This is a genomic window from Comamonas denitrificans, from assembly GCF_042654745.1.
Classification (GTDB): domain Bacteria; phylum Pseudomonadota; class Gammaproteobacteria; order Burkholderiales; family Burkholderiaceae_C; genus Comamonas; species Comamonas denitrificans.
The window spans coordinates 39,187-64,080 of sequence record NZ_JBHSEY010000014.1; the positions used below are offsets into that span (position 1 = coordinate 39,187).

A 24,894-nucleotide genomic window follows, 5' to 3' on the forward strand; every position below is an offset into this window, starting at 1 on the left:
CCTCCGGTGTATCTACGCCTCAAACCCCATCTGCTCCCCGCGCGGGCCTTCTTCGCGGCTGGCTTCTAGCACGGCGTGCCAGGCGGTGATGAGTTCGTTGTAGGCGCGGGCGTCGTCGGCCCATTTTTTGCGCTCGCACAGGGTGTAGAGGTGGTAAGCCAGTTGGCGCACCGGCTCGGCCTTGTCAGGCATGGCGGCCAGCAGGGCACCGGCTGCCGCTTCGCCTTGGGTGTTGAGGGCGCGAATCAGGTGGTGCGTGGCCTCCCACACGGGGGCGCGGTGGTCGGTGGCGGGGTTCCAGCCGGTGGGGTAGTCGGCCCAGCGCAGCAGGCGCACTTTGCCCGCGCCGCTTTGCACCACGCCCGCCTCGGCCACCCCGGCCACGCTGGTGCCTTTGCCACGGGCCAGCACATCGGCCTCGCCAAACGGCCCCTCGGCCCAGCCGTATTGCTCAAACCAGCTGTTGGCAAACAGCGTGTCGGCGTCAAAGCTGCCCGCGTCGGGGGTCAGGTAGTCGGTGATTTCGCGGTTGATAAGCACCAGCGCGTCGTGGACGCGCATGGGGGTGCCGTCTTGGTTGAGCACTTGCGCGTACTGGCTGTAAATCGCCATGCCGGGGCCAATGGCTGCCTGGGCCAGATCGACCGGGGCAATGGGGCTTTGGCCGCTGGTGCCGCCAATCATGGTTTCCAGCGCCTCGGGCAGGTGTTCGCGCAACTGGCGCTGGAAGTCGCGGCGGCTGATGGTTTCGGCAGCGGCATCGCGCTTGCGGCAGACCAGCACGATGCTGGAGGCCAGGGCATTGGTGCCCGAGCCAATCATGCGGTTGCCCAATTCTGTGCGCATGGGCCAGGTGCCGGTGAGGGTGAAACCGGCGCGCAATACCGCTTCCAAAAACGTCTCCCAGCCAGTGCTGTGGGTGCCGTCGCCCTCGGAGGTGTCGCTTTGCTTGAAGGCGTAGTAGATGGTGACCGGAAAGGCCGGGTGCGCCTGCGCGGCCAGGTTGTGCATGGCGGCTGTCATGCCATCCAGAAAAAACACCTCTGCTGCCTGCTTGCTGCCGTGGCGGTAGGGCGTAGCAATCAGCTCCTCGGCCTTGGGCACAGCCAGCGTGGCGTAGAGATTCGGGAAGATGGGGCGCAAGCTGCGGCGCAGCCAGACGTAGAAGAAGTCGGACAGGTCGGCGTAGCCAATGTTGTCGTAATACGGTGGGTCGGTGGAGACGACTTTGTTCGCGCTGATGGTTTGAGATTGGGCATCGGATTGGGTGGCTAAACCATCACCAACTGCTGGCAACTCCAAAAGAGCACGAACCATGTTGCCAAGGCTTACACCGTAGTCCCCCGCTGCCTCCGCAAAAACGTTGTTTTCAGCGAAGTCCCACAGCATTGGGATGGATTGCCTACCGAACAGATTTCGCACCTGGGTTTTGCTGCTTTCCCAGCGGCATAGCGCATTGCAAATATCGGTCAAACGACTCAGCGCAATCCCCAAATACACCCCCACAGCCTCCGCATACGCCGTAGCACCGTTGCCGCCTGCATCCAGCCCTCGGCCATCGTCGGCCATGCCTGCGGCCAGGGCGTCGGCGCGGATGCGGGCGATGGCTTCGGGCACCAGATCGGAAAACGTGGTCAACGCCACCAGTTGGCGGGGGGTGAACAGGTCGCCAAACTTGGTCAGGCCGTAGTTTGGCGTCTTGAAGTCGCGCGGATTGTTGGGCAAATCCATTTCAGGCGACCAGACAGGCTTGGCGCTTTCAGCAATGGCGATTTGGTCAGCTGTGGGGGCCAAGTAAATGCGCCCTCGCTGGCCTTCCGCCACGATGGCCATCAACCTTTGGCCCATGCGTCCCGCAGCGCCCTCCGCCCGGATGTATTTGTAATCAATGGGCACCCCGGACATCAGGCATATAAACGCGGCGCGCTTGCCCGCTGTCGTTCCAGCCTTGGCACTCTCCGGCGGCTTGCCCGTGCGCACCTCAAAACGGTAGCTGTCGCCCTCCACCACGGGCTGCACATAGGCTTCCTTGCCCGCCTTGCTGCTCAAAATAAAGCTGCTGGCGAGAGGAACGTCCACATGGCTAAAGGCCGGGTTGGGGCTTTTCACGGTGCGCGCCCACAGCCAGGCAATCACGGTGAGCTGCTGGCCCGGCTGCAATCCGGTCAGTCCGGCGTTTTGATGGTCTTTTTGGCCTTTAGCGCCCGTGGATAAAGCGCTTACAGCTATTAATTCAGGAGTTACTTCAATGCAGGGGTACAGGTGGCCAATGCGCTGCTGGGCCTGTTCGCGCATCCACGCGCCGTAGCGGCGCACGTCTTCGGCCAGACCGCGGGCACCGCTCCAGTCGTCAAAAGCGTCCTTCGTCGCCTTCTTGGTGCCGCGCTCGGCCTCGATGGCTGGCCCCACCGGCGCACGGCCCGCAAAGCGCGGCGGGATTTCAATCATGGCCTTGTTGATGGTCACGGCCACGGGGTTGAGGTCAGAGGCGTGGCTTTCCAGCCCCAGGCGCTGCGCTTCTAGGGGCAGCGCGCCCCCACCGGCAAAGGGGTCGTGGAAGGCGGGCAGCACGTCGGGGTCAAAGCCGGGTTTGCCTTTGTTCAGCTCGCAGGTCTCGCGCCAGCTTTTGGCAATGGCAGCGCGGGCGCGGGCGAGCACTTCTTCGTTGTTGGTGTTTTCCCATTTCACCAAGTCGCGCAGGATGTGGAACAGCTCTTCGCGCTCGGCATCGGCCTGGGCGCGGGTTTTGCCGGCGTAGTAGCCGCGCTCGCCACCGGGGTCGTTCACCATTTGGGCAAAGATGACGGCACGCGCAGCCGCCAGCGGGCGGCGCGCCCACCACAGGTGCAGCGTGCTGGGGTGGCCGTGGCGGATGGATTTTTCGCGCGCGCTGGCGGCGTTGATGTCGTCCAGCGGCAGGGCGACTTCGATGAGTTTTTTGGGGGTGCGGATTTGGGACATGGGAGATAAAAAACGGGTGATGGTTGGCTTACAGGGCAGTGGCCAACATGTAGCGGTAGGGCGCTGTTTGCAGAAAGTCTTGGATGTCGTTGGGGGCTTGCTGCAATACCGCGATGGCGTGTGCCAGCCAGCGCTTGCGTTCATCGACCAGATTGGAGTCGGCGTTCAAGCCCAGCATGTCGCGGGTTTGGCGCACCGTGTGTTGCTGGGCTTTGGTTAAGCCTGCAATGGGTTCGATGGTGCCGTCGGTGGACAAAGCAAACTGGGCATTGCAGCCTGGTGAGGGTTCGATGGGCAAAAAACGATCGCGTTTACTTTGGCCGCAGGTTTTCTTGCTGATGCAGCTGTGGGCGTAATTGGTATAGGTGAAGCACAGGTGCGGGTGGGCGTTGGCACCGGCCTTGGGCTTGATGTGTTCTACCTGGCCTTCGGTAGGCGCAAGCGGTTTTTCGCAATAAACGCACAGGCCAGCCTGGTCGGCGTTCAGATCGGCCTTCACAGCCGCCTTGACCGATTGAAAGGCCAGGCTATTGAAGTCAGCCACGGTGGCTGTCGGTTGGGCGGCATTGAAAGCGGTCAGCGCAGGTGTGGGCACGGTGCGGTGTTGCAGTTCCACCATGGTCAGTTCACCCTGCCTGCTTTGCGTGCTGCCAGAAAGCGCCAGGTGGTGAGGTCGCTTTCGTGAAATTGGTAGCCAGCTTTGTCCAAAGTTGCCCGCAAGGTTTGCGCTGCTTCGGTTTGCTCTTGGCCAGCGCGCACCAATTGCTCGTAGCGCCGAATGTCGTCTTGCAATGCCAGCGGTGGCTCTCGGTGGGTGCCCATGATTTTGGCCAGGGCATCGCCCGACTCATGGGCCAGCGGGCTGAAATCTGGCGTGCGCACGCCTATGCGACCGTTTTCGTCCTGGTCAAGAATGCGGATGTTGTCGCGCGGCACGGTGGTCAGTACTTGGGGGCTGTGGGTGGTGACGATGAATTGGGTCAATGGGAAGGCCCGCATCAAGTCTTGCAAAACCCGCTGCTGCCACGATGGGTGCAGGTGCAGGTCGATTTCGTCCACCAGCATGATGGCTGGGGCGCTTAAAAAAGGCTGCACCAAAAATGGGCCCGGCACATTGGCAGGATCCCAAGGCTCTAACAGCGCCAAGTTTTCACCAATAAAGCTTGCGGATGCGGCGTCCGGCTCATCGCGATATTTATTGGCAATCGCCAAGCGGCGTGCAAAGTCCATGGCCAGTGCCAACATGCTTTGGTAGCCTTGGCTGAGTTGGTTGACTTGCATTTCTGCACCGTCACTGATGCGCTCCAAGACAAATTTGTGTCTGGCATTGAACCGTGGGCTGCGGTAGGCGTTGCCCAGGATGTAGAGCACGGTGGAGCGCACAGCCTCTAAGGAGGGAAACGGCGAATAGGTTTCATCCGTGGCATTTTTGTTTTCACGCAGCTCAGACGACTCTTCCAGATCAAACCAGGCCAGCATTTCTCGAAAATCGCTGAGCGGGTTGAAGCAGTCCACCAAGGCAGCTGCCGGGTATTCGTAATTGAGTTTTGCAGAACGCAGGCGCTCGGGCACCTCGATGTGCCCACGGCTGGCACCGTAGTAGGCAAACACAGGGGTGAGCTCTGGCAGTGCTGTCTTATAGCTGGCCACGATGGTTGCGATGTGCTCTTTGAGCGCCTTCTCTCCCCAGGTCTCATTAGGTTTTGCTCCTTGAGCGTTGCCAGAGGGGCGCCAGTAATCCCAGCGCAGGCCTTCATAGGTTTCCAGCAGAATTTGGGCGAAATCAGCCGCTCCCCATTGTTTTTTTCCACGAGGGGCCTCAGCGCTTTGCAAACGAAAGTCTGCGTCTTTGATGCCTCGTCCGGTTAAACGCTGATTGGCCGATGACAGGTAGGTAAGCACTGGATTCAGTCCACTGGCGATGCCATCCAACACGGCTGTCTTGCCGGCACCGTTTTCGCCGACGATGACGGTCAGGCGCGGGTGCAGATTTAGCGTCAGGGATTCAAAGCAGCGGAAATTTTTCAGCGTGACGGTTTTCAATCGCATGGCGTATGCCCTCTGAATTTGTGGCGGCCTTGTTCAACCATGGAACACCTTGGGCGCCAAGGCTTTGCCCAGCAGCAATCCCAAATCCAGGTTCTTGCTGGCCTCAGCCCAATCTGGTTCTTGGGTAAAGGGCGTGGGGATGTAATGCACCGATTCAGCGCTGTCGCCATCGACCACCACCACGGCCAGCACGAATTTTTCTTTCTGGTTAAGCCCGTGGCGGATTTCATTGGCGGTGACGGTGATGGTGTCTTGCCCCTTGGCGCGGCCTTTGACTTCGATGTGGCGCTCTAGCGCCAAGCCTTCGGGCTGGTCGATGTAGGCGGTGATGTCCCAGCCGCATTTTTCGGCAGACACATCTTTGGTGCGGTGGCCCAGGGCGTGTTCGGCGTCGAACACGGCTTGCATGGCAATGCGCTCGATGCGGGCGCGGGCAGCAGCATCCACGCTGAAATCGGGCGCACCACTGCGCTGGGCCAGCAGCCCAGCGGGGATAACAAGCGCCCCGCCAATGACGTTGGGCGTGCCAGAGGCGACGTTGCGCATGGCTTGGAGTTCGGCGGTGCGCTGTTTCAGGCGGGCGCTGAGTTCTTCGGCACGGCGGCGGGCGTTTTCAGGTTGCAGTCGGGGTTGCTTGCCTGCGCGCACGTCCATGTCCAAGCGGATGGCGCGGTCTGACCAGTATTGGATTTCTTTGACCAGGCGCTCATGCACGGCGGCCAGTTGCTTATCGGCTTGGCGCTGGCGGCGGCTGGCGACTTCTTGTGTGTGCTCAGGGACCAGGTGTTCCACGGCATAGGCCAGGGCGCGGGCTTCGATGTGGTGCGTGACCCAGTCGGCTTGCAACACGTCGGCCACCTGGGCAGCTTCCGTGGGGGTGATGGGCACCAAATCGAGGTGGCGGGCAAAGGGGGCGGGGGTGGCGGTGCCGTCTGCCGTCATTTCCACAAACTGCAAGCGGCGGGATACATCGCGCGGGGTGCTGCCGTTGGGCGCAGCGGTTTCGCGCACGCTGTGGTCCAGCATGAACAGCACGCGCGGCGCGGTGCTGTCGTCGTGGGGATCGACCAGGATGGCGCCGCGTTTGAGCAGGTTGCGGTGGCTGGACAGCACCAGATCGGTGACGGCAGCCATGAGGGGGTGGCCCGGGTGGACCAGGTCGGCGGTGGGCTTGCCGTAAATGGTGCGGCGCTCGCGGTCGAAGCAGATGCGTTCGTACTTTTTTAGCACCGGGGTGCGGGTATGGCCAATCACGCGGTCACGCTCTATCACGTCGGCTGGTACATGGCGCACCTCGTAGCGGCCTGCCTCGCGGCTGCGCAGTTCGCCGCCCACCACCTGGAAGGCTTCGCGAAAAAAAGCGCTAATGAAGTGCGGCTGCAGCTTGCGCGCCTCGGCCTTGTCCATTTCTTCGCGGATGGCGTAAAGGTCATCCAAGCTCATGTGGTTTTCGACCAAGGCGTTGCGGGCCATCAGGTCTTGCAGGTGCTGGGTGTCTAGCGCCTGGCCGATGACTTGCTCCATGCGGGCACGGGTTTCGGGCTGCTCGCCGTAGCGGATAGCGTCAATCAGCAGGTCTTTGAGCGAGATGTTGTCAAAGGCTTCGCCCAGCACGTTGAACACGCGCCCACCCAGGGCCTTGTGCTCTACAGCGAGCTTGTCCAGCAGCGTCTTGAACACTTCGCCTTCCCGCGTTTGGGCTGCCACCAGGTTCCACAGGTGGCACACCTCACGCTGGCCAATGCGGTGGATGCGGCCAAAGCGCTGCTCCATGCGGTTGGGGTTCCAGGGCAGGTCGTAATTGACCATGAGGTTGGCGTTTTGCAGGTTCACGCCTTCGCCAGCGGCATCGGTGGCCAGCAACACCAGCACGTCGGGGTCGTTGCGGAAGGCTTCTTGCACCTTGCGCCGGTCGTCGCGGTTGATGCCGCCGTGGATGGTGACCACGGCCTGTTCGCTGCCCAGCGTGTCGCGGATGCGCAGCAGCAGGTAGTTGAGGGTGTCGCGGTGCTCGGTGAAGACGATGATTTTGCGGCGGCGGCCATCGGCGGTGCGCATCTCGGGCTGGTCTTGCAGCAGGCGCGAGAACTCTTCCCACTTGCGGTCGCTGCGCGATTGCACGACGGAGGCGGCGGCGCTTTCCAGCTCGCGCAAGATCAGAATTTCAGCTTGCAGCTCAGGGATGGTCTCGGCGGCGGTGGCTTGGTCCACCACTTGGTCGGCCACGGCTTCGTATTCTTCGGCGCTGAGTTCGTCGGCAGCATCGTCCAGGTTGTCGGGCAAATCGAGCTGGCGCTTGACGACGTATTCCCCCAGGTTCTCGCGCAGCACATCGGCGCGGGCCTTGAGTTGCAGCTCATCCAAACGGGCTTCGAGCTTTTTGCGGCGGCGCGATAGGGAGGTGTAGATGGCCTGCGGGCTGGAGGCCAGGCGGCGCTGCAACTGGGTCAGGGCAAAGCCCACGGTGCCCTTGCGCTTGCCGTCCAACCGGTCAGCACGATCCATCTCATTGCGCACGTAGTCGGTAACCTGGTCGTAGAGCAGCACCTCGGCATCTGACAGGGTGTAGTTGACGGTGTACGCGCAACGCTCGGGGAACAGGGGCTTGCCATCAAAGCGCAGCAGCTCTTCCTTGACCATGCGGCGCATCATGTCGGTGATGTCCACCTTATGAGCGCCTTCGCGGAACTTGCCGTAGAAGCGGTCACCGTCGAGCAGCGACATGAAGAGCTGGAAGTCTTCTTCCTTGCCGTTGTGGGGCGTGGCCGTCATCAGCAGGTAATGGCGTGTGAGACCGCCCAAGAACTTGCCCAGCTTAAAGCGCGCGGTTTCATTAACCTTGTTGCCAAAGTAGTTGGCCGACATCTTGTGGGCCTCGTCCACCACAATCAAATCCCACTCGGTCTGGGCCAGCAGTTGCTGGTATTCCTCGTTGCGCGAGAGTTGGTCCAGGCGGGCAATCAAGCGGTCTTGTTCGGCAAAGTAGTTGCGGCTGTGGCACTGCTCTTGTTTTTCGCGGCTGAACAGCTCGAAGTCCAGGCCGAACTTCTCGCGCAGTTCGTCTTGCCATTGCTCTGTCAGGGAGCCGGGCGAGACGATGAGCACGCGCCGGGCATCGGCACGCAAGGTCATTTCTCTGATCAGCAAGCCCGCCATCACGGTCTTGCCGGCACCGGGATCGTCGGCCAGCACAAAGCGCAGCGGCTGGCGCGGCAGCATGGATTCGTAAACGGCGGAAATCTGGTGCGGCAGGGGTTCGACGTTGGAGGTGTGTACCGCCATCAAGGGGTCGAACAGATGCGCCAGGCTGATGCGGTAGGCCTCTAGGGCCAGCTTGAAACCCGCAGGGTCGGCATCAAAAGCCCAGGCTCGGCCAGCTACGGCTAGCGACAGGCGGTGCTCGTCTTGCCGGAAAAGTGTCTGTTCCTCCAGCTTGCCCTGTGCGTTGCGGTAGGCCACCAGGCGGGCGTTGGGGCCAATCTCTTCAACATTAACTACTTTGACGACCTCATCGGGGAGTAATCCAGTGATTTGAGCGTCCTTGGTGATTTCTTCTAGTTTGAGCATGGGCTTTCATTTACGTCTGTGCCGGGGTTGTACCACCAGTCTTGTGGTTCAACGTCGAGCAGCAGGCCTCTTCTAGTTGTTCCCACGCAATTACCTGCACCGATTGCGCCACCCAGGTGACCAGCGGGGCGTAGAGCGCCTCGACGTAGTGGGCAAAGCGCCCGTCGGCGCTCAGGGCGGCAAAGTTGGGGAAGAAGCGGGCCCAGGCCAGATCGGTGGCTTCGCCATCGCTGTGGTGGCTGCCGTCGTAGGTTTCCCACGGTTTGCCGTTGGTCGCTTGGGCCAAGGCGGTTTTGCAGGGCAGGGGCAGCGGCTGGGCTTGCCCCGCTTGCCACGTGGCCAGCCAGGCGTGCAGGGCCGAGGTGGCTTCGGCCGGGTCGGTGGCGGCGATGTGCAGGCAGGCATCGTGCCCGATCAGCCATTGCTCCAGCGCGATGCCGCACGCGGCGGCGGCCAGGCTGTGCAAGTAGGGCGTGAGCAGTTTGTCGGCACGCGGCTGGGCTTTGTTGCCCTCGCCGAGCAGCACTTTGCTGGCCGAGAGGCTGATGCGCACCGGCGGGGCCGCTGCATGGCGTTGGCGCAGGCCATCGAGCCAGTCGTCCAGCACGATGCCCTGGTGCGCAATGTGCAGCGCCTGGTGGGGGGCTTCGACGGGGTAGCGCTGCTGCAATTGCGCCCAGGCCTGCAAGCTGCTGCTGGTGCTGGCGTGCAGGGCGGCTTTTTCTTGTTCGCCCAGCCCAGCCAGGGGCAGGCTGCCGGCGTTTTGCAGGTGTTGCAGCTGGTGTGTCAGCAAGGTGCTCAGTGCCTGCGATGTTGGGGGGGCGCTGGCCCAGGCAGGGGTGGCGGCGGCCAAGGTGGTTTGCAGTTGCTCGACCAGGCCATAGGCGGCCAGCCCGCCCAGGGCAAAGCATTCTTCATCCAGCGGCAGGTCTTCGGCCAGCTCAAAGCTGACTTGCCACTGTTGGCGCAAAAAGCTGCGCGCCGGGTGGCGCATAAAGCGGGCCAGGGTGGGCAAATTCAGCGCGGGGAGTGTGCTGGCGGGGGCGGGTGTAGTGGCTGTTGCTGCCGTGGGCGCTGGCGAGGGTGCGGGTGCAGGCGCATCGGCCCCCTGGTGGGCGGCTTGCCATTCGCGGGCGTAGGTGGTCAGCGGGCTGCCGACTTCAAAGTAGCGGCGGCTAAAGGGTTGCAGCGGGTGGTGAAAGCTGCGCTGGGCCACTACATCGCCGCCAGGGCGGCCGGGCTGGGCGGGGTCTTCGCCCTGCCACCCGGCGGCCAGGTAGTCGCGCAGCTGTGCCACCAGCACCGAGGGGGGCTGGGGGCTGTTGTCGCGCACGCTGTGACCGGCCCAGCTGAGGTAGAGCTGGCGGCGGGCCGAGAGCAGGGCATCGAGCATGAGCTGGCGGTCGTAATCGTTGCGGGCGCGGTCGCCGGGGCGGGTTTGGCCGGGGTGTTGCATCAGGTCAAAGCCGTTTTTGCTGGCGCGGCGCGGGTAGTCGCCATCGTTCATGCCCAGCAGGCAGACCACCTCAAACGGAATGGCCCGCATGGGTTGCAGGGTGCAAAAGGTGACACCGCCGGCGTGAAAGCGCTCTTCCAGCGCGGGCGCTTGCAGGGCGGCCAGCCAGGCGGCCTGCACCACTTCCAGCGGCACGGCTTGCTCAAAGCGGGCGTGCTCGCAGGCTTGCAGCCAGGTTTGCAGGCTGTGCTCCAGCCCTTGCAGCACGGCGGCATCGACGCTGTCTTGGGCGCTAAAGCCATCGGCCAGGAGTTGGCGCAGGCGCTGGGCCCACACCTGGGGCGGCGCGGGGGTTTGGGCTGCTTGCCACCAGTTTTGCAGGCAGGCCAGCAGGGCGGCCAAGATGCCGGCCAGGTGGGCGCTGAGGCCTTCTACCTCGGGCAGCGGGGCCATGCCCTGCCAGTCGGCGCAGGTGGGCAGGCCGTCGTGCTCGATGGGGGCGGCCCCGCTGGCATAGCCCAGCAGCATGCGCTGCAGGCCAAACCAGGCGCTGTTGGTGTCGCCACAGGCGGCCAGATCGAGCTGGCGGCGGTGCTCGGCGTTCAGCCCCCAGCGGATGCCTGCTTGCGCCATCCAGTGGCGCAGTTGCGGGGCATCGGCCGGGTCCAGGCCCAGGCGGGCGGCCACGGCGGGCACGTCCAGCAGGCTGGCCAGATCGCTGAAATGGCAGCGCTGCTGCGGCAGGCGCAGCAGCCATTGCAAGGCCACGACCAGGGGGCTGTGGGCCTGGGCGGCCAGGTCGGCAATGGCAAAGGGGATGCGGCGCGGGTCGTTGTGTGCGTGCAGGCCAAACACGGCGCGAATGGCCGGGGCGGCCGCGGCAATGTCCGGCAGCATGACGATGATGTTGCGCGGCTGCAGCGGGGCCTGCCCGGCAGGGGGCGGTGCGGCCAACAGGGTGAGCAGGTGGTCGTGCAGCACTTCCAGTTCGCGCACCAGGCTGTGGGCGCTGTGCAGGACGATGGATTGGTCGGCCGCCGCGATGCAGTGCTGCGGCTGGGTGGCCTTGGGGTGTTCGGCCAGCGGCAGCAGGTCGCGAATGCTGCGCTGCACTTGTTCTAGCAGGCTGCCTTGGTCATTAGGCGCTTCGTCATAGATATCAATCCGAGAAATGGCTTGTGCTAAGCGGGTGCTGCTCTCTAAATCATCGAGCAAGCGCACGTAGTCCCGGCTTTGCCGCCCCCAGGCCATGAGCAAGGGGTGGGCGTGGGCGTGCATGGCCTCCAGCGAGACGGTGGCCAAATCCTGCCCCCGGTTGGGATGGCGGCGGCGCTGCTGGCGCAGCAGTTCGCGCCCGTCGATGGCATCGGCCCAGTGGTAGCGGCAGGGGTTGGGCACGGCCAGAATCACTTGGCTGTGGCGGGCGATGGCCTGGAGAAATTCCAGCATCTCCAGCGGCACCTGGGTCAGCCCCAGTAGCAGCACGCGCCGGGCAATGGGCAGGCTGCCAATGTCGGCGGTGCGCAAGGCATCGAGCACCTGCTGGCGCAGGGCCGGGCGGGTGACGCTGCGCTCTTGCGCCGTCAGGTCGGCCAGCACGGCCCGCCACAGGGGGGGTTGCCATTCCTGGCCTTCGGGCAGGGGGGTGTCGGGTTGGCCGGGCAAGCCGGGCAGGTGGTCGCGCCCGGCCTCCCAGGCCAGCAGCCAGTCGCTGCGGTAGACCTGGTACTGGTCAAACAAGTCGGCCAGGCGGCTGGCCAATTGCAGCAGGCGCTGGGGCTGGTCGTCGCGCAAAAAGCGGGCGATGGGGGCAAAGGCCGGCAATGCGAGGCAGGTGGGCAGCAGGCGCATCAGCCGCCAGGCCATGGGCTGCTCATCCAGCGGCGAGAGGCTGGGCACGCGCTGCGGCCCCAAAATTTGCCGCCAGCTGCGCCACAAAAACCGTGCGGGCAGCTCCACCCGCGTGGCCGCGCAAATGCCTTGGTGCTGGGCTTGCAGCATCTTGAACCATTCGGCCGTGCCGTTGCTTTGCACTAAAACGACTTCTTGCTCCAGCGGGCCCAGGGGGTGGGCGCTGCTCCAGTCGATCAGGGCCTGGGCCAGGGTTTCGGCGCAGTTGCCGTGCAGGGCGAGAAAGCCGGGGGTCAGGGGCGGGCTGGTCATTGGGGGGTGGGCCTTATGCATCGTGCGCACCCTCTAGGCGCTTGTCCCAGTCCTCGACCTGCAGGCGCTGCAGCCGCCCCTGCACCAGGCGCTGCCAGGACGGGGGGAGATTCAATTGCGCCAGGGCGTGCAGGCTGGCGCTGTCCAAGCACTGGTGGTAGAGCACTTGCAGCACGCGGGTGAGTGGCCAATCGGGGTGGGGGCGTTCGCGCAAATACAGCGCATCGCCCGCCTGCACCTGCCCGCCTTCAAGCACGCGCCAGTACCAGCCGGTGCGCCCGGTGGTTTGCACCTGCCGGGCCATGTGGGCGTGGCCAAAGCGGGTGTTGAGCTTCCAGCAGGGCTGGCGGGTTTGGGCCAGCTCCAGCAGGCAGCTGCCCACACGCACGCGGTCGCCCCAGCACAGGCTGGCCTCGGTCATGCCGGTGGTGGAAAAGTTTTCGCCAAAGGCCCCCGGCTGGCGCAGCACTGGCAGGTCGCCCAGTTCGGCTTGCCAGGTGGCGTAATGCTCCCAAGCGTAGTGGTGGATGGCCTTGTCCGGCCCGCCGTGTACGCTGCGGTCGCCCTGCTCATCGCCCTCCAGCCCCTGGGCGGTGAGGGTAACGGGGCCGGTGACGGGGTGCTTGTCGATGCCGCTCATGCCACCGGGGCGGCCATCGAATCGGGCATAGGGGCGGGCGCGGCCCCGCAAAACGGTGTGCAGGGTGCCAAGAAGCGTGGAAGTCATAGCGCAGCAGTGGGCAAAGTCAAACTGCGCAAACCATACACCGCCCAGGGCGGTGTTGTGGCGTTGGGGGTGGCTTCAGAACGTGTTCACGCTCTCCTCGCGGGTGTGCAGTCGCGGCCTCGGGCGGTCTGCGGCGTTGCAAATCCTCGCCATAGCTACGGCTATGTCTGTGGTTTGCGCCTTGCAGCCCATCCCGATCCGCATCCCGCACCCCTTCGCGCGCAGAGCGTGAACACGTTCTAAGACTGCAGGTTTTGCAGCTGCGCGGCGCGGGCCAGTTGGCGCTCAACGGCTTTGGGGTGCATGCCGTACATCTGGGCAAAGGCGGCCGGGGTGGCCGCGCCGCTGGCCGCAAAGGAGCGCTGCACGGCTTCGGCGCGGGCATCTTGCTCGGCGGCGTAGTCCAGCGCGGCGGTGATGGTCTCCAGCGCCTTGGGCTCTTTGGTGTTGGCCCGCTCTAAAAACGCTTCGCGCGTCAGGCCGCTGTCCATAAAGAGCTGGGCAATGCGCCGTTGCAGGCGCTGTTGCTGCTCTTCGACCGTCTCGCCGGGGCGGGGTTTGCGGCGTTTGAACACTTCCAGCACGGCGTGCAGGACATGCTCGGGGGCCATGGGTTCGACCGCATTGCCTTGCAAATCATGGCGCTGCGCCCCGCTGGCCACGGCCTGCAGGTAGCGGGTGGAGCGGGTGTGGATGGCCATGGCCACTTTCAGCCCGGCTTTGTCCAGCGTCTCGCCATGGGCGGCCAGCAGGTCTTGAAAAATGCCGCGTTTGAGCGGCTGCACGGTGGCCCCAAACAGGGCCGGGTACAGCTGCGCCAATTGCAGCAAAACGGGGTGCGGGCCCCGCTTTACGGCGGCCGTGTTGGCGGGGGGCAAGGTCGAGGCCTCGGGCGAGGCAGCAGCAGCGGTGGTATCAGTCATGGGCGGGCAGCCAAGGCTGCAAAGAAAAAACCAAAGCCCGCGATGATGCCAGCATTAGGCTGTTTGCGCGGGTGAGCGCGATTTTTTCAGGCTGAATCGGTCAAAAGCCCCTTGAAATAAACACACTGGCCGACATCTTGGAGGGCCTGCAGGTCCAACCCCGGCCGCAAGCCCCGGCGCACTCTGCCATCGCCTTTCACATTGCCTTTTACAAAAGAGTTGTCATGCAACGCCGTTCTTTCCTTGCTGTGCTGCCGTTGGGGGCCTTGCTTGCCGCCTGCAGCCCGGCGGTACCCACGCAGTGGCTCATTGGCACTGAAACCATCGAGGCGGCCCTGCAGCGGCGTTTTCCGCATGACTTGCCCCTGGCGGGGTTGTTGCAATTGAGTCTGGCCCAGCCGGTGCTGACCCTGCACCCCCCAACCCAGCAAATCGAGGCCCTGCTGCAAGCGGCGCTGTCCGGCCCCGCGCTGGGCAAGGTGTACACCGGAGCGGTCAGCCTGCGCTGCACCCTGGTCTTCGATGCGGCCACCGCCAGCGTACAGGCCCAGCAGGTGCAAGTGCAGCAAATGCGCTTGGATGGAGCCCCCGAAGCGTTGGCGCAAATGTTCAGCGCCTACGGCCCGTATGTGGTCGAACACGTGCTGCAAAACTGGCCGCTGTACACCTTGAGCGCTGAGCAGCAACAGCAACTAAGCCACTTGCATCTGGCGGTGGGCGACATCACGGTGCACGCCGATGGTCTGCGCATCGCTTTGCATTCAGTAAGCTCCTAACGCACCCCACGGCGCTTTTCTGGCAACAGTGTGTTGTGCATTGCGGCCCTAGTAAAACTGCGCTGAAGCTGCAACTATTCATCACGCGCGGCCCTCAGAACGTGTTCACGATCTCCTCATGGGTGTGCGGGCGCGGCTTCGGGCGGTCTGCGTCGTTGCAAATCCTCGCAATAGCCAAGCTATTGCTGTGGTTTGCGCCTCGCAACCCATCCCGAACCGCATCCCCCACACCTTCATTCGAGACCATGAACACGTTCTCAGTGTTTTGGGGCTGGCGCTGGTTTGAAAGGTTTGCTGATGTCCTCCTCCTCCTCCTCCTCCCCCATCCTGCGCCGCCTGCCCCTGGGCAGCCAATGGCCGTGCATGAACCCCTTTTTATTCTGTGCCCACCACCTGGATGCCTACCCAAAGGGCAATGGCGCGTATGGCCCCGATGCGGCCCTGCTCACCGGGCGCAATCTGGGCCATGACTTCAGCGGCCAAGACGGCTGGAACATGTACCACGGCCACACCGTGCCGGGCTTCCCCGTGCACCCGCACCGGGGGTTTGAAACCATCACCCTGGTGCGCCAGGGCATGCTCGACCACGCCGACTCGCTCGGGGCCATGGCCCGCTTTGGCGAAGGCGACGTGCAGTGGATGACGGCGGGCAGCGGCGTGCAGCACACCGAGATGTTTCCCCTGCTGCACACCGATCGGCCCAACCCGCTGCAGCTCTTCCAAATCTGGCTGAACCTGCCCGCCAGCCACAAGATGGACCCCGCCCACTTCACCATGTACTGGAACGAGACCATCCCCCGCCTGCACCACCACGACGCAGCCGGCCACACCACCACCGTCACCGTGGTCGCGGGCCCCTTGCCGGGGGCTGAAGCACCCTTGCCGCCACCACCGGCCTCGTGGGCCGCCCAAGCCGGCAGCGATGTGGCCGTGTGGATCATCGAACTGGCCCCTGGGGCGCAGTGGCAGCTGCCTGCTGCTACCAATAAAGAAGTTGGACGCGTACTTTATTGGTATGAAGGTGATAGTTTAAGTATTGAAAACAAAGCAGAGCAAGCGCAAACAGCTCTTCAATTAGACAGCCAGCACGCCGTGCAACTGCACAACACTGGCCAGCAAACCGCCGCCTTGCTGCTGCTGCAAGGCGTGCCGATTGACGAGCCCGTGGCCCGCTACGGCCCCTTTGTGATGAACACCGAGGCCGAAATCCACCAAGCCATCAGCGACTACCGCCGCACCCAGTTCGGTGGCTGGCCCTGGCCAGAAAGCGCCCCCGTACACGGCCCCGTGCCCCGGCGCTTTGCCCGTCGCCCCGGAAAAACCGAGGATGAGCGCCCCCCAGCAGCGGCCTAATCCCCCTCCAGTGGCCCAGCGTTGGCATCAGCGACAATGGCCGCCTTGTTTTGTTTTCACCCACCATCCCATGCCAATTACCCAAGACACCGCCGTCACCCTGCGCTACACCGTGCATGAATTGCTGCCCAATGGCAGCGCCTTGAAACTGCTGGACAAAGGCCATATGGCCTACCTGCACGGCGGGTATGAAAATATTTTTCCGAAAGTGGAAGCGGCCCTGGCCGAAAAAACCGTGGGCGACAGCGTGACCGTGGACCTGGCCGTTGAAGATGCCTTTGGTGCCATTGACAACAGCCTCAAGCGCACCATCCCCAAAGGCGATTTTCCCCCCGGCGTGAAAGTCGGCGGCCAGCTGCGCGGCAGCAACGACCAAGGCGAGCCGCAGGTGTACAACGTCGTGAAAATCAAAGGCCCCGTGGTGCTGCTCGACGGCAACCACCCCCTGGCGGGCAAAGCCCTGCGCTTTACCGCCAGCGTGACCGAGGTGCGTGCGGCCACTGCCGAAGAAATCGCCCACCGCCACGTGCATGGCGGCCACGGGCACCACCACTGATCAACCCGGAATTTTTTCCAGGCAATACCCCAGGCCCCGCACCGTGGCGATACGGATGGGGCCTTTTTCAATCTTTTTGCGCAGGCGGTGGATATAGACCTCGATGGCGTTGTTGCTCACCTCTTCGCCCCACTCGCACAGGCGCTCGACCAATTGCTCTTTGCTGACCAAGCGGCCCGCGCGCTGCAGCAGCACCTCCAGCAGGCCCAGCTCGCGGGCGGACAGCTCGACCATCTTGCCGTCAATGGTGGCCACGCGGCCCGCTTGGTCGTAGGTCAGCGGGCCATGCTTGATGGTGCTGGTGGAGTTGCCCATGCCCCGGCGGGCCAGGGCCCGCACCCGCGCCTCCAGCTCTTGCAGGCTAAAGGGCTTGGCCATGTAGTCGTCGGCCCCCAAGTCCAGGCCTTTGACGCGCTCTTCCACGGCATCGGCGGCCGTCAAAATCAGCACCGGCAGGCTGTCACCACGGCTGCGCAGGCGGCGCAACACCTCCAGCCCATGGATGCGCGGCAAGCCCAAATCCAAAATCAGCAGGTCAAAATGGTTGTGCGTGACCAAGGCGGTATCGGCCTCGGCGCCGTTGGCCACGTGATCCACCACGGCGCCAGAGGTTCTCAAGCTGCGCAGCAAGCCATCCGCCAGGACTTGGTCATCTTCGGCAATCAAAATGCGCATACTTATCGTCTCCTTACAAATTGCGGGCGCAAGTGTAGGGGGGATCGGTGTCACCGTGTCGGCCTTGCCTGCAGAGAAAAATAGCTTTCAGGCCAGATTTTTCAATGCGCTGCGCCATTCCGTAAAAAAACCTAGTACAAACCCTTGCTGGCTTTTGTGCGTTTGGCATGACCGGCTTCGTTAGATAGCGTTGATTTTTGTGGCCGCCAAAGGCGTGGCCCTACAATGAAGGGTTTGTAGCAAAGCCTTGGGCTGGCCCGCTGAGGGCACTGTCTTGCCCGTTACCCCCCCTCTTTTTTTGTGGAGTCTTTTGTGTTTATTTCTTCTGCTTTTGCCCAAACTGCCCCCGCTGCCGGTGGCGACATCATGAGCCAGCTGGGTCAGTTCTTGCCGCTGGCGCTGATGTTTGTGGCCCTGTACTTCATCATGATCCGGCCGCAAATGAAACGCCAAAAAGAGCACCGTGCCATGGTGGAGGCGCTGGCCAAAGGGGATGAAGTGGTCACCGCCGGTGGCTTGCTGGGCCGTGTGGCCGATCTGGACGAGCAGCACCTGTTTATCGAAATTGCCAGCGGCGTGAAAGTGCAAGTGCAGCGCCAAGCCGTGACGCAAGTCTTGCCCAAAGGCTCTTTGAAATAATCCCGGCTGCAGGGGCGCTGTCCTGCAGCGCACTGCAGGCCTTGACCCTCGCGCCGTTATGAATCGTTATCCATTCTGGAAGTACGCTATCTTAGGGATAGCGTTGCTGATTGGGGTGATCTTCACCCTGCCCAATTTTTTTGGCGAGGCCCCTGCCGTGCAGGTGTCGTCGGCCAAAGCCACCCTCAAAGTTGATCTGAGCACCTTGAAACAGGTGGAAGCGGCCTTGCAAGCGGCCGGCGTAACGCCCGACACCCTGGGGCTGGAAGGCAACTCGGTTCGCGCCCGGTTCGCCACGCCCGACGAGCAGCTCAAGGCCAAAGATGCCATTGAAAAAGCGCTCATCACCGACCCCACGGACCCGATGTTTATCGTGGCGCTGAACCTGGTGCCGCGCACCCCCGCCTGGCTCTCGGCCCTGGGGGCCCAACCCATGTACCTGGGGCTGGACCTGCGCGGCGGCGTGCACTTCATGCTGCAGGTGGACATGGACGCTGCGCTGACCAAAAAGACAGAATCCCTGGCGGGTGACTTGCGCACCATGCTGCGGGACAAGGGCATCCGCCATGGCGGCATCACCCGGGATGGGCAAACCGTAGAAATCCGTTTGCGCAACGAGGCCGACATCACCGCCACCCGCAACCTGATCACCGACCAACTGCCCGACCTGCAAGCCCAGGTGCTGGGCAGTGGCAGCGAGCAGCGCATCCGCGCCAGCATCAAGCCCGAAGCCCTGCGCAAAGTGCAGGAGCAGGCGCTCAAGCAAAACATCACCACCTTGCACAACCGCATCAACGAGCTGGGCGTGGCCGAGCCGGTGATCCAGCAACAAGGCCTGGATCGCATCGTGGTGCAACTGCCCGGCGTGCAGGACACCGCCAAGGCCAAGGACATCTTGGGCCGCACCGCCACGCTGGAGCTGCGCATGGTGGATGAGTCCTCCGAAGGCCGCGCCGCTGAACTGGGCACCGCGCCGGTGCCCTTTGGTGCCGAGCGCTACCTGGACCGCAACGGCCAGGCCGTGATCGTGTACAAGCAGGTCATCCTGACCGGTGAGAACCTGACCGATGCCCAGCCCGGCTTTGACAGCCAAACGCAAGAGCCCACCGTGAACCTGGTGCTTGATGCCAAAGGCGCGCGCGTTTTCAAAGACATCACGCGCGAGAGCATTGGCAAGCGCATGGCCATCATCTTGTTTGAAAAAGGCAAGGGCGAAGTGGTCACCGCCCCGGTCATCCGCAGCGAAATCGGCGGCGGCCGGGTACAAATCTCGGGCCGCATGACGGCGCAAGAAGCCAGCGACACCGCGCTGCTGCTGCGGGCAGGTTCGCTGGCCGCACCCATGGACATCATTGAGGAATACACCATCGGCCCCAGCCTGGGCGCCGATAACATCCAGCGCGGCATTGACTCTGTGGTCTGGGGCATGGTGGCCATTGCCGTCTTCATGTGCGCCTACTACGCGCTGTTTGGCGTGTTCTCCGCCATCGCTTTGGGCGTAAACGTGTTGCTCTTGATGGCCGTGCTGTCCATGCTGCAAGCCACCTTGACCCTGCCCGGCATTGCCGCCATGGCGCTGGCCATTGGCGTGGCCATTGACTCCAACGTGCTCATCAACGAGCGCATTCGCGAAGAGCTGCGCGCCGGCCTCTCGCCCCAGCAAGCCATCCACGCCGGTTACGACCGGGCTTGGGCGACCATCTTGGACTCCAACTTGACGACGCTGATCGTCGGTCTGGCCCTGCTGGCCTTTGGCTCGGGCGTGGTGCGCGGCTTTGCCGTGGTGCACTGCATCGGCATTGCCACCAGCATGTTCTCGGCGGTGTTCTTCTCGCGCGGCCTGGTGAACCTGTGGTACGGCGGCAAGAAAAAGCTCAAGAGCCTGTCCATCGGCCAAGTCTGGAAGCCAGAGCCAGAGGCGGATACCGCTCCCACCGGCGCATCGCTGGCTTCGATTGCCACCTCGCCGCTGCAGTCCCCGGCCAAGACCGACCAACCCTAAAGGAGGATGAGATGGAGTTTTTCCGCATCCGCAAAGACATTCCCTTCATGAAATACGCGTTGATTTTCAACGTGATTTCAATTCTGACCTTCGTCCTGGCCGTGTTCTTCCTGGTCACGCGTGGACTGCACCTGTCGGTGGAGTTCACCGGCGGCACCGTCATGGAGGTGTCCTACACCCAGGCGGCCGACCTGCCCAAGGTGCGCGAGACTGTGGGCAGCCTGGGCTACCGCGACGTGGTGGTGCAAAACTTTGGCACCGCCCGCGATGTGATGATCCGCCTGCCGGTGCAAAAGGGCGTTACCTCCGCTCAGCAAAGCGAGCAAGTCCTCACCGCACTGCGCGCCCAGGATGCCGGGGTGGAGCTGCGCCGCACCGAATTCGTCGGCCCCCAGGTGGGCGAGGAGCTCATGACCAACGGCCTGCTGGCGCTGGGCGTGGTGATGCTGGGCATCATCATCTACTTGGCGTTTCGCTTTGAATGGAAGTTTGGCGTGTCCGCTGCGTTCGCCAACTTTCACGACGTGGTCATCATCCTGGGCTTTTTTGCCTTCTTCCAGTGGGAGTTTTCGCTGTCCGTGCTGGCCGGTGTGCTGGCCGTGCTGGGCTACTCGGTAAACGAATCGGTGGTGGTGTTCGACCGCATCCGCGAAAAATTCCGCAAGACACGCAACATCAGCACCCCAGCCGTGATCGACCACGCCATCACTTCCACCATGAGCCGCACCATCATCACCCACGCATCGACCGAGGCGGTGGTGCTGGCCATGCTCTTCTTCGGTGGCCCCAGCCTGCACTACTTTGCGCTGGCGCTGACGATTGGCATCGTGTTTGGCATTTACTCGTCCATCTTTGTCGGCTCGGCCCTGGTCATGTGGCTGGGTGTCAAGCGCGAGGATTTGGTCAAAACCAAGAAAGAAAGCCACGATCCCAACGACCCCAACGCAGGGGCCGTGGTTTAACAACGCGCCAAGAACGCCTTGTTCCATCAAAAACCCCTGCACTTTAAGCGGTGCAGGGGTTTTTTATTGATAGCTGTAAGCGCTTTATTTATCGCAATTTTTGATTAAAACAGTAGTTAATCTATTCAAATAAAGCGCAACCAGCTATTAATTTAATAAAGCTTGCAGCTGCTGGGCCAGTACCACCGCCACGTCTGCCCAATCTGTTGCCACGCCACAGCGGCGCATATCGACCGTGGCCAAATCCAAATAACCGCAGGGATGGATGCGTTGGAAAGGCTCCAAATCCATCGCCACGTTCAGTGCTAAACCGTGGTAGCTGCAGTGGCGGCTGACCTTGATGCCCAGTGCTGCGATCTTGCCCAGGCCGGTGAAGTCGGGCTGCGGCGCGGCGCTGCCTGGTAAGCGCCGCTGGGGGCGCTGGGGCAACGCGGCATGGCTGGCCGGATCGTCCAGGCGCACATAAATGCCGGGGGCACCGGCCACGCGGTGGCCCGTAATGCCAAAGTGCGCCAGGGTGCGGATCGTGGCCTCTTCGAGGCGGTGGACGTACTCTTTCACAAAGTACCCCCGGCGTTGAAAATCAAGCAAAGGGTAGGCCACCACCTGCCCAGGGCCGTGGTACGTCACCTGCCCGCCCCGGTTGGTGGCCACCACGGGGATGCTGCCTGCAGTCAGCACATGCTCGGCCTTGCCGGCCAGCCCTTGGGTAAAGGTGGGTGGGTGCTCGCACAGCCACAGCGCATCGGGCGTGTGCGGCCCACGCGCTGCGGTCATGCTTTGCATGGCAGCGACGGCGCAGGCGTAATCCACCCGGCCAAGAAAGCGAATGTCCAGGGCGGCAGGAGCGCTGGCTTGCATCAGAGCACCACTTTGACGCTGGGGTGGCCCGTGAGGGCCAAGTACAAGTTGTCCAATTGCTCGCGGCTGGTGGCCGTGACGGTAATGGTTACACCCAAGTATTTCCCGCCACTGCTGGGGCGCAATTCGACGGTTTTTTCATCGTAAAAAGGGTCAAACTGTTTTGCAATTTGGTGAACAGTGTGGACCAAATCCTCGGTATGCAACCCCATGACTTTGATAGGGAAAAGGCTGGGGTACTCGATCAACGAGTCCTTGCGCGGATGGGCAGCAGTCTCTGTAGCAGGCATAAGAAATTCTTTGAATCAAAACAGGGGGCCTCGCCAGTGCCGTGCTTGGCAGCATGGCTGGCCTGGCGTTGAACAGCCCCCAACGGGGTGAGTATTGGGTAGAAACACGTACCAGCGGCCAATAATGGCCCCAACCTGCCGGGGTTTCTACGTATAATCAGAGGATTTTGTAAAAAGTTCCAACTGCACTGAGGACAGTTCAACACCATGGATCAATGGACTCAGGATTCGGAATTTGAGGCTCAAGAGTCACAATTCAAGCCCTTAAATGCGCAAGAGGCGCAAGCATGGCGTCAGCGTAACCCCCAATTATCGGTGGGTCGTTTGATTGCTAGCCAGTGCGTGGTAACGTTGCTGGTTGCTTTGGTTGCTTGGCTGATTGCAGGTGCAGCGGCAGGGCGCTCGGCAGGCTACGGCGGGTTGGCAATTTTGCTCCCGACAGTGGTTTTTGCCCGGGCCCTCGGGCGCCAAGCCACTCATGCCGGTGCAGCTATTGCGCGGCTTTTTGGCTGGGAATTGGTGAAGCTGGTGCTGTGCATTGCCATGTTGGCAGCGGCTCCGCGCTTGGTAAGTGATCTGAATTGGTTGGCGCTGCTGGCCGGTTTGGTCTTGGTAATGAAAACTTATTGGCTGGCCTTGTTTACAGGGCGGGCCAGTGCTCCTAAAACCACTGATATTTGAGGGAAGAGTTGTACGATGGCTGCTGATGCACACGCCCCCACCGCAAGTGAATACATTGTTCACCACTTGCAACATCTGCAAAACATCAAGCAGAAGAGCATCATCGATTTTTCGGTGGTAAACATTGACTCCATTGTGGTTGGTATCCTGACGGGTGCCTTGGCAGTGTTCCTGCTGTGGCTCGGTGCCCGCAAGGCCACCTCTGGCGTACCCGGGCGTTTCCAAGCCGCTGTAGAAATGCTGGTGGAGATGGTGGATAACCAAGCCAAAGCCAACATCCACAATGCCCAAAGCCGTAAATTCATTGCACCGCTGGCACTGACCGTGTTTGTCTGGATTTTTGCGATGAACGCCATGGATTTGCTGCCCGTCGATCTGCTGCCCGTGCTGTGGCAGACGGCCCTGGGTGACTCCCATGCCTACTTGCGTGTTGTGCCCACGGCCGATCTTTCCACCACGCTGGGGCTGTCCTCGGCAGTGCTGATTCTGTGCTTTGTGTACAGCGTCAAGATCAAAGGCATGGGCGGCTGGGCGCATGAGCTGGTTACCGCCCCCTTTGGCACCAGCAAAAACCCTGTATTTGCCGTTATCTTAGGCGTGGTGAACTTTGCCATGCAGATCATTGAATACGTTGCTAAAACGGTATCGCACGGGATGCGACTGTTTGGCAACATGTACGCTGGTGAGTTGGTGTTCTGTCTGATTGCCCTGATGGGTGGCGCGGCGGCGATGTCGCTCTCTGGTGTGTTGCTCCCCGTGGGGCACATCATTGCAGGCACGATTTGGGCGATTTTCCATATTTTGATCATCACCCTGCAAGCCTTCATTTTCATGATGCTGACGCTGATTTACCTCGGCCAGGCGCATGAAGCTCACTAAACCTTCGCTTTCCCTTTAACTTTTCAACCTTTCTTTCATCTCTAGGAGTCATCATGGAAAACATTCTCGGTCTCGTTGCTCTGGCCTGTGGTCTGATCGTTGGTTTGGGCGCGATTGGCGCTTCGATCGGTATCGCTCTGATGGGCGGCAAGTTCCTGGAGGCTTCTGCTCGCCAGCCTGAACTGATCAACGAGCTGCAAACCAAAATGTTTATTTTGGCCGGTCTGATCGACGCTGCTTTCCTGATTGGTGTCGCTATCGCCCTGCTGTTCGCTTTTGCCAACCCCTTCGTCCTGGCCTAAGCTCCCATCAACGCCGAAGAATAGAAAGGTGTTGCCGTGAGTATTAACGCGACCCTGTTCGTTCAGGCCATTGTTTTCCTGATCTTGGTGTGGTTCACGATGACATTCGTGTGGCCCCCGATCGCGAAAGCACTGGATGAGCGAGCCCAGAAAATCGCCGATGGCCTCGCTGCTGCTGACAAAGCCAAATCCGAACTGCGTGCTGCCAACCAGCGCGTAGAGCAGGAATTGGGCCAGGCACGCAACGAAACAGCTTCGCGCCTTGCGGACGCCGATCGTCGCGCCCAGGCCATCGTTGAAGAAGCCAAAGCACGTGCGACAGAGGAAGGTAACAAAATTGTTGCCGCTGCCCGCGCCGAAGCTGAGCAGCAAGCCATTGCCGCCCGTGAAGCCCTGCGTGAGCAAGTGGCCGCACTGGCCGTAAAAGGTGCCGAGCAAATCCTGCGCAAGGAAGTCAATGCTGGCGCCCATGCTGATTTGCTCAGCCGCCTGAAGACAGAGCTGTAAGGAAGAGCAACCATGGCAGAACTCGCCACCATTGCCCGCCCTTACGCGGAAGCCTTGTTCAAAGCCTGCGCGCAAAGCGCAGACCTGAAAGGTACTGTCGCTTGGGTGGACGAATTGGCGGCGATTGCCGCCGATCCGCAATTGCGCCAGCTGGCCGACAACCCTAAAGTGACTCCAGAGCAAGTGCTGGGTGTCATCACGGGTGTCGCCCGCTCGGCATTGCCCGATGCGGCACGTAATTTCTTGCGTGTCGTACTAGAAAATGGCCGCCTCGATGCCTTGCCCGAAATGGCAGTGCAGTTTCGTGGGCTTGTCAATCAACGCAGCGGCACTTCGGATGCCGTCGTGTACAGCGCCTTCCCGATGGATGAAGCAGCGCTGGCCGACTTGGCCGGCGTGCTGGAAAAGCGCTTTGCACGCAAGCTGAATCTGTCGGTCAAGGTCGATGAGAGCTTGATCGGTGGCGTGCGCGTTGTCGTAGGCGATGAGGTGCTGGACACCTCCGTCAAAGCTCGTTTGGAACAAATGAAAGCGGCCCTTACCGCGTAATGCAAATGCATCGTGT

21 protein-coding genes are annotated in these 24,894 nt (G+C 62.2%); 11 read left to right on the top strand and 10 right to left on the bottom strand.

Annotation, left to right across the window (positions count from 1 at the left end):
* Positions 1-12: 12 nt before the first annotated feature.
* The 7 genes from ACFO24_RS03670 to ACFO24_RS03700 all read right to left on the bottom strand — a co-directional run bounded on the left by ACFO24_RS03670 (position 13) and on the right by ACFO24_RS03700 (position 13,846).
* Positions 13-2,961 carry a DUF1156 domain-containing protein gene (locus ACFO24_RS03670; RefSeq protein WP_377736888.1) on the bottom strand — a complete coding sequence of 983 codons (2,949 nt, stop codon included), beginning with the start codon at positions 2,959-2,961 and terminating at the stop codon, positions 13-15.
* Between the two features lie 28 nt (positions 2,962-2,989).
* The gene (locus ACFO24_RS03675; protein ID WP_377736889.1) at positions 2,990-3,580 is read right to left on the bottom strand and encodes a retron system putative HNH endonuclease; all 591 of its coding nucleotides are present in this window, start codon (positions 3,578-3,580) and stop codon (positions 2,990-2,992) included.
* A gap of 2 nt (positions 3,581-3,582) precedes the next feature.
* Positions 3,583-5,010: an AAA family ATPase gene (locus tag ACFO24_RS03680; protein WP_377736891.1), complete on the bottom strand. Its 1,428-nt coding sequence runs from the start codon at positions 5,008-5,010 to the stop codon at positions 3,583-3,585.
* 33 nt (positions 5,011-5,043) lie between these two features.
* Positions 5,044-8,577, bottom strand: coding sequence for a helicase-related protein (locus ACFO24_RS03685; RefSeq protein WP_377736892.1), 3,534 nt, complete (start codon positions 8,575-8,577; stop codon positions 5,044-5,046).
* 10 nt (positions 8,578-8,587) lie between these two features.
* Positions 8,588-12,196 (bottom strand): exodeoxyribonuclease V subunit gamma, encoded by a 3,609-nt coding sequence (gene recC, locus ACFO24_RS03690; RefSeq protein WP_377736894.1) that lies wholly within the window; start codon positions 12,194-12,196, stop codon positions 8,588-8,590.
* Between the two features lie 13 nt (positions 12,197-12,209).
* The gene (locus ACFO24_RS03695) at positions 12,210-12,923 is read right to left on the bottom strand and encodes an MOSC domain-containing protein (RefSeq protein WP_377736895.1); all 714 of its coding nucleotides are present in this window, start codon (positions 12,921-12,923) and stop codon (positions 12,210-12,212) included.
* 239 nt (positions 12,924-13,162) lie between these two features.
* Entirely contained in the window at positions 13,163-13,846 is a 684-nt protein-coding gene (locus tag ACFO24_RS03700) for a ProQ/FINO family protein (RefSeq protein WP_207575656.1), read from the bottom strand.
* 224 nt (positions 13,847-14,070) lie between these two features.
* Here ACFO24_RS03700 and ACFO24_RS03705 point away from each other — a divergent pair, with 224 nt between their 5' ends.
* The 3 genes from ACFO24_RS03705 (at position 14,071) to ACFO24_RS03715 (ending at position 16,531) form a co-directional block, all read left to right on the top strand.
* The gene (locus tag ACFO24_RS03705; protein WP_377736897.1) at positions 14,071-14,622 is read left to right on the top strand and encodes a DUF1439 domain-containing protein; all 552 of its coding nucleotides are present in this window, start codon (positions 14,071-14,073) and stop codon (positions 14,620-14,622) included.
* A gap of 297 nt (positions 14,623-14,919) precedes the next feature.
* Positions 14,920-15,975: a pirin family protein gene (locus ACFO24_RS03710; protein ID WP_377736898.1), complete on the top strand. Its 1,056-nt coding sequence runs from the start codon at positions 14,920-14,922 to the stop codon at positions 15,973-15,975.
* A 70-nt stretch (positions 15,976-16,045) separates the two neighbouring features.
* Positions 16,046-16,531: an FKBP-type peptidyl-prolyl cis-trans isomerase gene (locus tag ACFO24_RS03715; RefSeq protein WP_207575659.1), complete on the top strand. Its 486-nt coding sequence runs from the start codon at positions 16,046-16,048 to the stop codon at positions 16,529-16,531.
* Here ACFO24_RS03715 and ACFO24_RS03720 read toward each other — a convergent pair whose 3' ends face one another.
* On the bottom strand, positions 16,532-17,206 hold the full coding sequence (locus tag ACFO24_RS03720) for a response regulator (RefSeq protein ID WP_207575660.1): 675 nt from the start codon (positions 17,204-17,206) through the stop codon (positions 16,532-16,534).
* A 312-nt stretch (positions 17,207-17,518) separates the two neighbouring features.
* Here ACFO24_RS03720 and yajC point away from each other — a divergent pair, with 312 nt between their 5' ends.
* Genes yajC through secF form a run of 3 tightly spaced genes read left to right on the top strand, consistent with a single transcriptional unit; the run spans position 17,519 to position 20,809 of the window.
* Positions 17,519-17,845, top strand: a complete 327-nt coding sequence (gene yajC / locus ACFO24_RS03725; protein WP_207575661.1) for a preprotein translocase subunit YajC — start codon at positions 17,519-17,521, stop codon at positions 17,843-17,845.
* Positions 17,846-17,903: 58 nt separating this feature from the next.
* Positions 17,904-19,847: a protein translocase subunit SecD gene (gene secD / locus ACFO24_RS03730; protein ID WP_377736899.1), complete on the top strand. Its 1,944-nt coding sequence runs from the start codon at positions 17,904-17,906 to the stop codon at positions 19,845-19,847.
* Between the two features lie 11 nt (positions 19,848-19,858).
* Complete coding sequence (gene secF / locus ACFO24_RS03735; RefSeq protein ID WP_377736900.1) at positions 19,859-20,809, top strand: protein translocase subunit SecF; 951 nt, start codon at positions 19,859-19,861, stop codon at positions 20,807-20,809.
* 147 nt (positions 20,810-20,956) lie between these two features.
* On the opposite strand, the gene lipB is transcribed toward secF, so the two are convergent.
* Together lipB and ACFO24_RS03745 are read right to left on the bottom strand one after the other, a co-directional pair.
* Positions 20,957-21,670, bottom strand: a complete 714-nt coding sequence (gene lipB, locus ACFO24_RS03740) for a lipoyl(octanoyl) transferase LipB (protein WP_377736901.1) — start codon at positions 21,668-21,670, stop codon at positions 20,957-20,959.
* Positions 21,670-21,960: a YbeD family protein gene (locus tag ACFO24_RS03745; RefSeq protein ID WP_377736902.1), complete on the bottom strand. Its 291-nt coding sequence runs from the start codon at positions 21,958-21,960 to the stop codon at positions 21,670-21,672. The genes lipB and ACFO24_RS03745 overlap by 1 nt, the downstream gene beginning before the upstream one ends.
* 207 nt (positions 21,961-22,167) lie before the next feature.
* Between ACFO24_RS03745 and ACFO24_RS03750 the strand changes: the two genes are divergently transcribed.
* The 5 genes from ACFO24_RS03750 to ACFO24_RS03770 are packed head-to-tail and all read left to right on the top strand — an operon-like array spanning position 22,168 to position 24,878.
* Positions 22,168-22,641 (top strand): ATP synthase subunit I, encoded by a 474-nt coding sequence (locus tag ACFO24_RS03750; RefSeq protein ID WP_377736903.1) that lies wholly within the window; start codon positions 22,168-22,170, stop codon positions 22,639-22,641.
* Between the two features lie 15 nt (positions 22,642-22,656).
* Positions 22,657-23,520: a F0F1 ATP synthase subunit A gene (atpB, locus tag ACFO24_RS03755; RefSeq protein ID WP_377736904.1), complete on the top strand. Its 864-nt coding sequence runs from the start codon at positions 22,657-22,659 to the stop codon at positions 23,518-23,520.
* A 53-nt stretch (positions 23,521-23,573) separates the two neighbouring features.
* Positions 23,574-23,822, top strand: a complete 249-nt coding sequence (gene atpE, locus ACFO24_RS03760) for a F0F1 ATP synthase subunit C (RefSeq protein WP_091458130.1) — start codon at positions 23,574-23,576, stop codon at positions 23,820-23,822.
* 36 nt (positions 23,823-23,858) lie between these two features.
* Complete coding sequence (locus tag ACFO24_RS03765) at positions 23,859-24,329, top strand: F0F1 ATP synthase subunit B (RefSeq protein WP_207575668.1); 471 nt, start codon at positions 23,859-23,861, stop codon at positions 24,327-24,329.
* A 12-nt stretch (positions 24,330-24,341) separates the two neighbouring features.
* A complete protein-coding gene (locus ACFO24_RS03770; RefSeq protein WP_207575669.1) occupies positions 24,342-24,878 on the top strand; it encodes a F0F1 ATP synthase subunit delta in 537 nt (178 codons plus the stop codon).
* The last annotated feature ends 16 nt before the right edge of the window (positions 24,879-24,894 follow it).

Bases quoted from the DNA above. Each gene is read 5' to 3' on its own strand.
- ACFO24_RS03670 (WP_377736888.1), bottom strand. From the start codon at position 2,961: ATGTCCCAAATCCGCACCCCCAAAAAACTCATCGAAGTCGCCCTGCCG.
- ACFO24_RS03675 (WP_377736889.1), bottom strand. From the start codon at position 3,580: ATGGTGGAACTGCAACACCGCACCGTGCCCACACCTGCGCTGACCGCT.
- ACFO24_RS03680 (WP_377736891.1), bottom strand. From the start codon at position 5,010: ATGCGATTGAAAACCGTCACGCTGAAAAATTTCCGCTGCTTTGAATCC.
- ACFO24_RS03685 (WP_377736892.1), bottom strand. From the start codon at position 8,577: ATGCTCAAACTAGAAGAAATCACCAAGGACGCTCAAATCACTGGATTA.
- recC (WP_377736894.1), bottom strand. From the start codon at position 12,196: ATGACCAGCCCGCCCCTGACCCCCGGCTTTCTCGCCCTGCACGGCAAC.
- ACFO24_RS03695 (WP_377736895.1), bottom strand. From the start codon at position 12,923: ATGACTTCCACGCTTCTTGGCACCCTGCACACCGTTTTGCGGGGCCGC.
- ACFO24_RS03700 (WP_207575656.1), bottom strand. From the start codon at position 13,846: ATGACTGATACCACCGCTGCTGCTGCCTCGCCCGAGGCCTCGACCTTG.
- ACFO24_RS03705 (WP_377736897.1), top strand. From the start codon at position 14,071: ATGCAACGCCGTTCTTTCCTTGCTGTGCTGCCGTTGGGGGCCTTGCTT.
- ACFO24_RS03710 (WP_377736898.1), top strand. From the start codon at position 14,920: ATGTCCTCCTCCTCCTCCTCCTCCCCCATCCTGCGCCGCCTGCCCCTG.
- ACFO24_RS03715 (WP_207575659.1), top strand. From the start codon at position 16,046: ATGCCAATTACCCAAGACACCGCCGTCACCCTGCGCTACACCGTGCAT.
- ACFO24_RS03720 (WP_207575660.1), bottom strand. From the start codon at position 17,206: ATGCGCATTTTGATTGCCGAAGATGACCAAGTCCTGGCGGATGGCTTG.
- secD (WP_377736899.1), top strand. From the start codon at position 17,904: ATGAATCGTTATCCATTCTGGAAGTACGCTATCTTAGGGATAGCGTTG.
- secF (WP_377736900.1), top strand. From the start codon at position 19,859: ATGGAGTTTTTCCGCATCCGCAAAGACATTCCCTTCATGAAATACGCG.
- lipB (WP_377736901.1), bottom strand. From the start codon at position 21,670: ATGCAAGCCAGCGCTCCTGCCGCCCTGGACATTCGCTTTCTTGGCCGG.
- ACFO24_RS03745 (WP_377736902.1), bottom strand. From the start codon at position 21,960: ATGCCTGCTACAGAGACTGCTGCCCATCCGCGCAAGGACTCGTTGATC.
- ACFO24_RS03750 (WP_377736903.1), top strand. From the start codon at position 22,168: ATGGATCAATGGACTCAGGATTCGGAATTTGAGGCTCAAGAGTCACAA.
- atpB (WP_377736904.1), top strand. From the start codon at position 22,657: ATGGCTGCTGATGCACACGCCCCCACCGCAAGTGAATACATTGTTCAC.
- atpE (WP_091458130.1), top strand. From the start codon at position 23,574: ATGGAAAACATTCTCGGTCTCGTTGCTCTGGCCTGTGGTCTGATCGTT.
- ACFO24_RS03770 (WP_207575669.1), top strand. From the start codon at position 24,342: ATGGCAGAACTCGCCACCATTGCCCGCCCTTACGCGGAAGCCTTGTTC.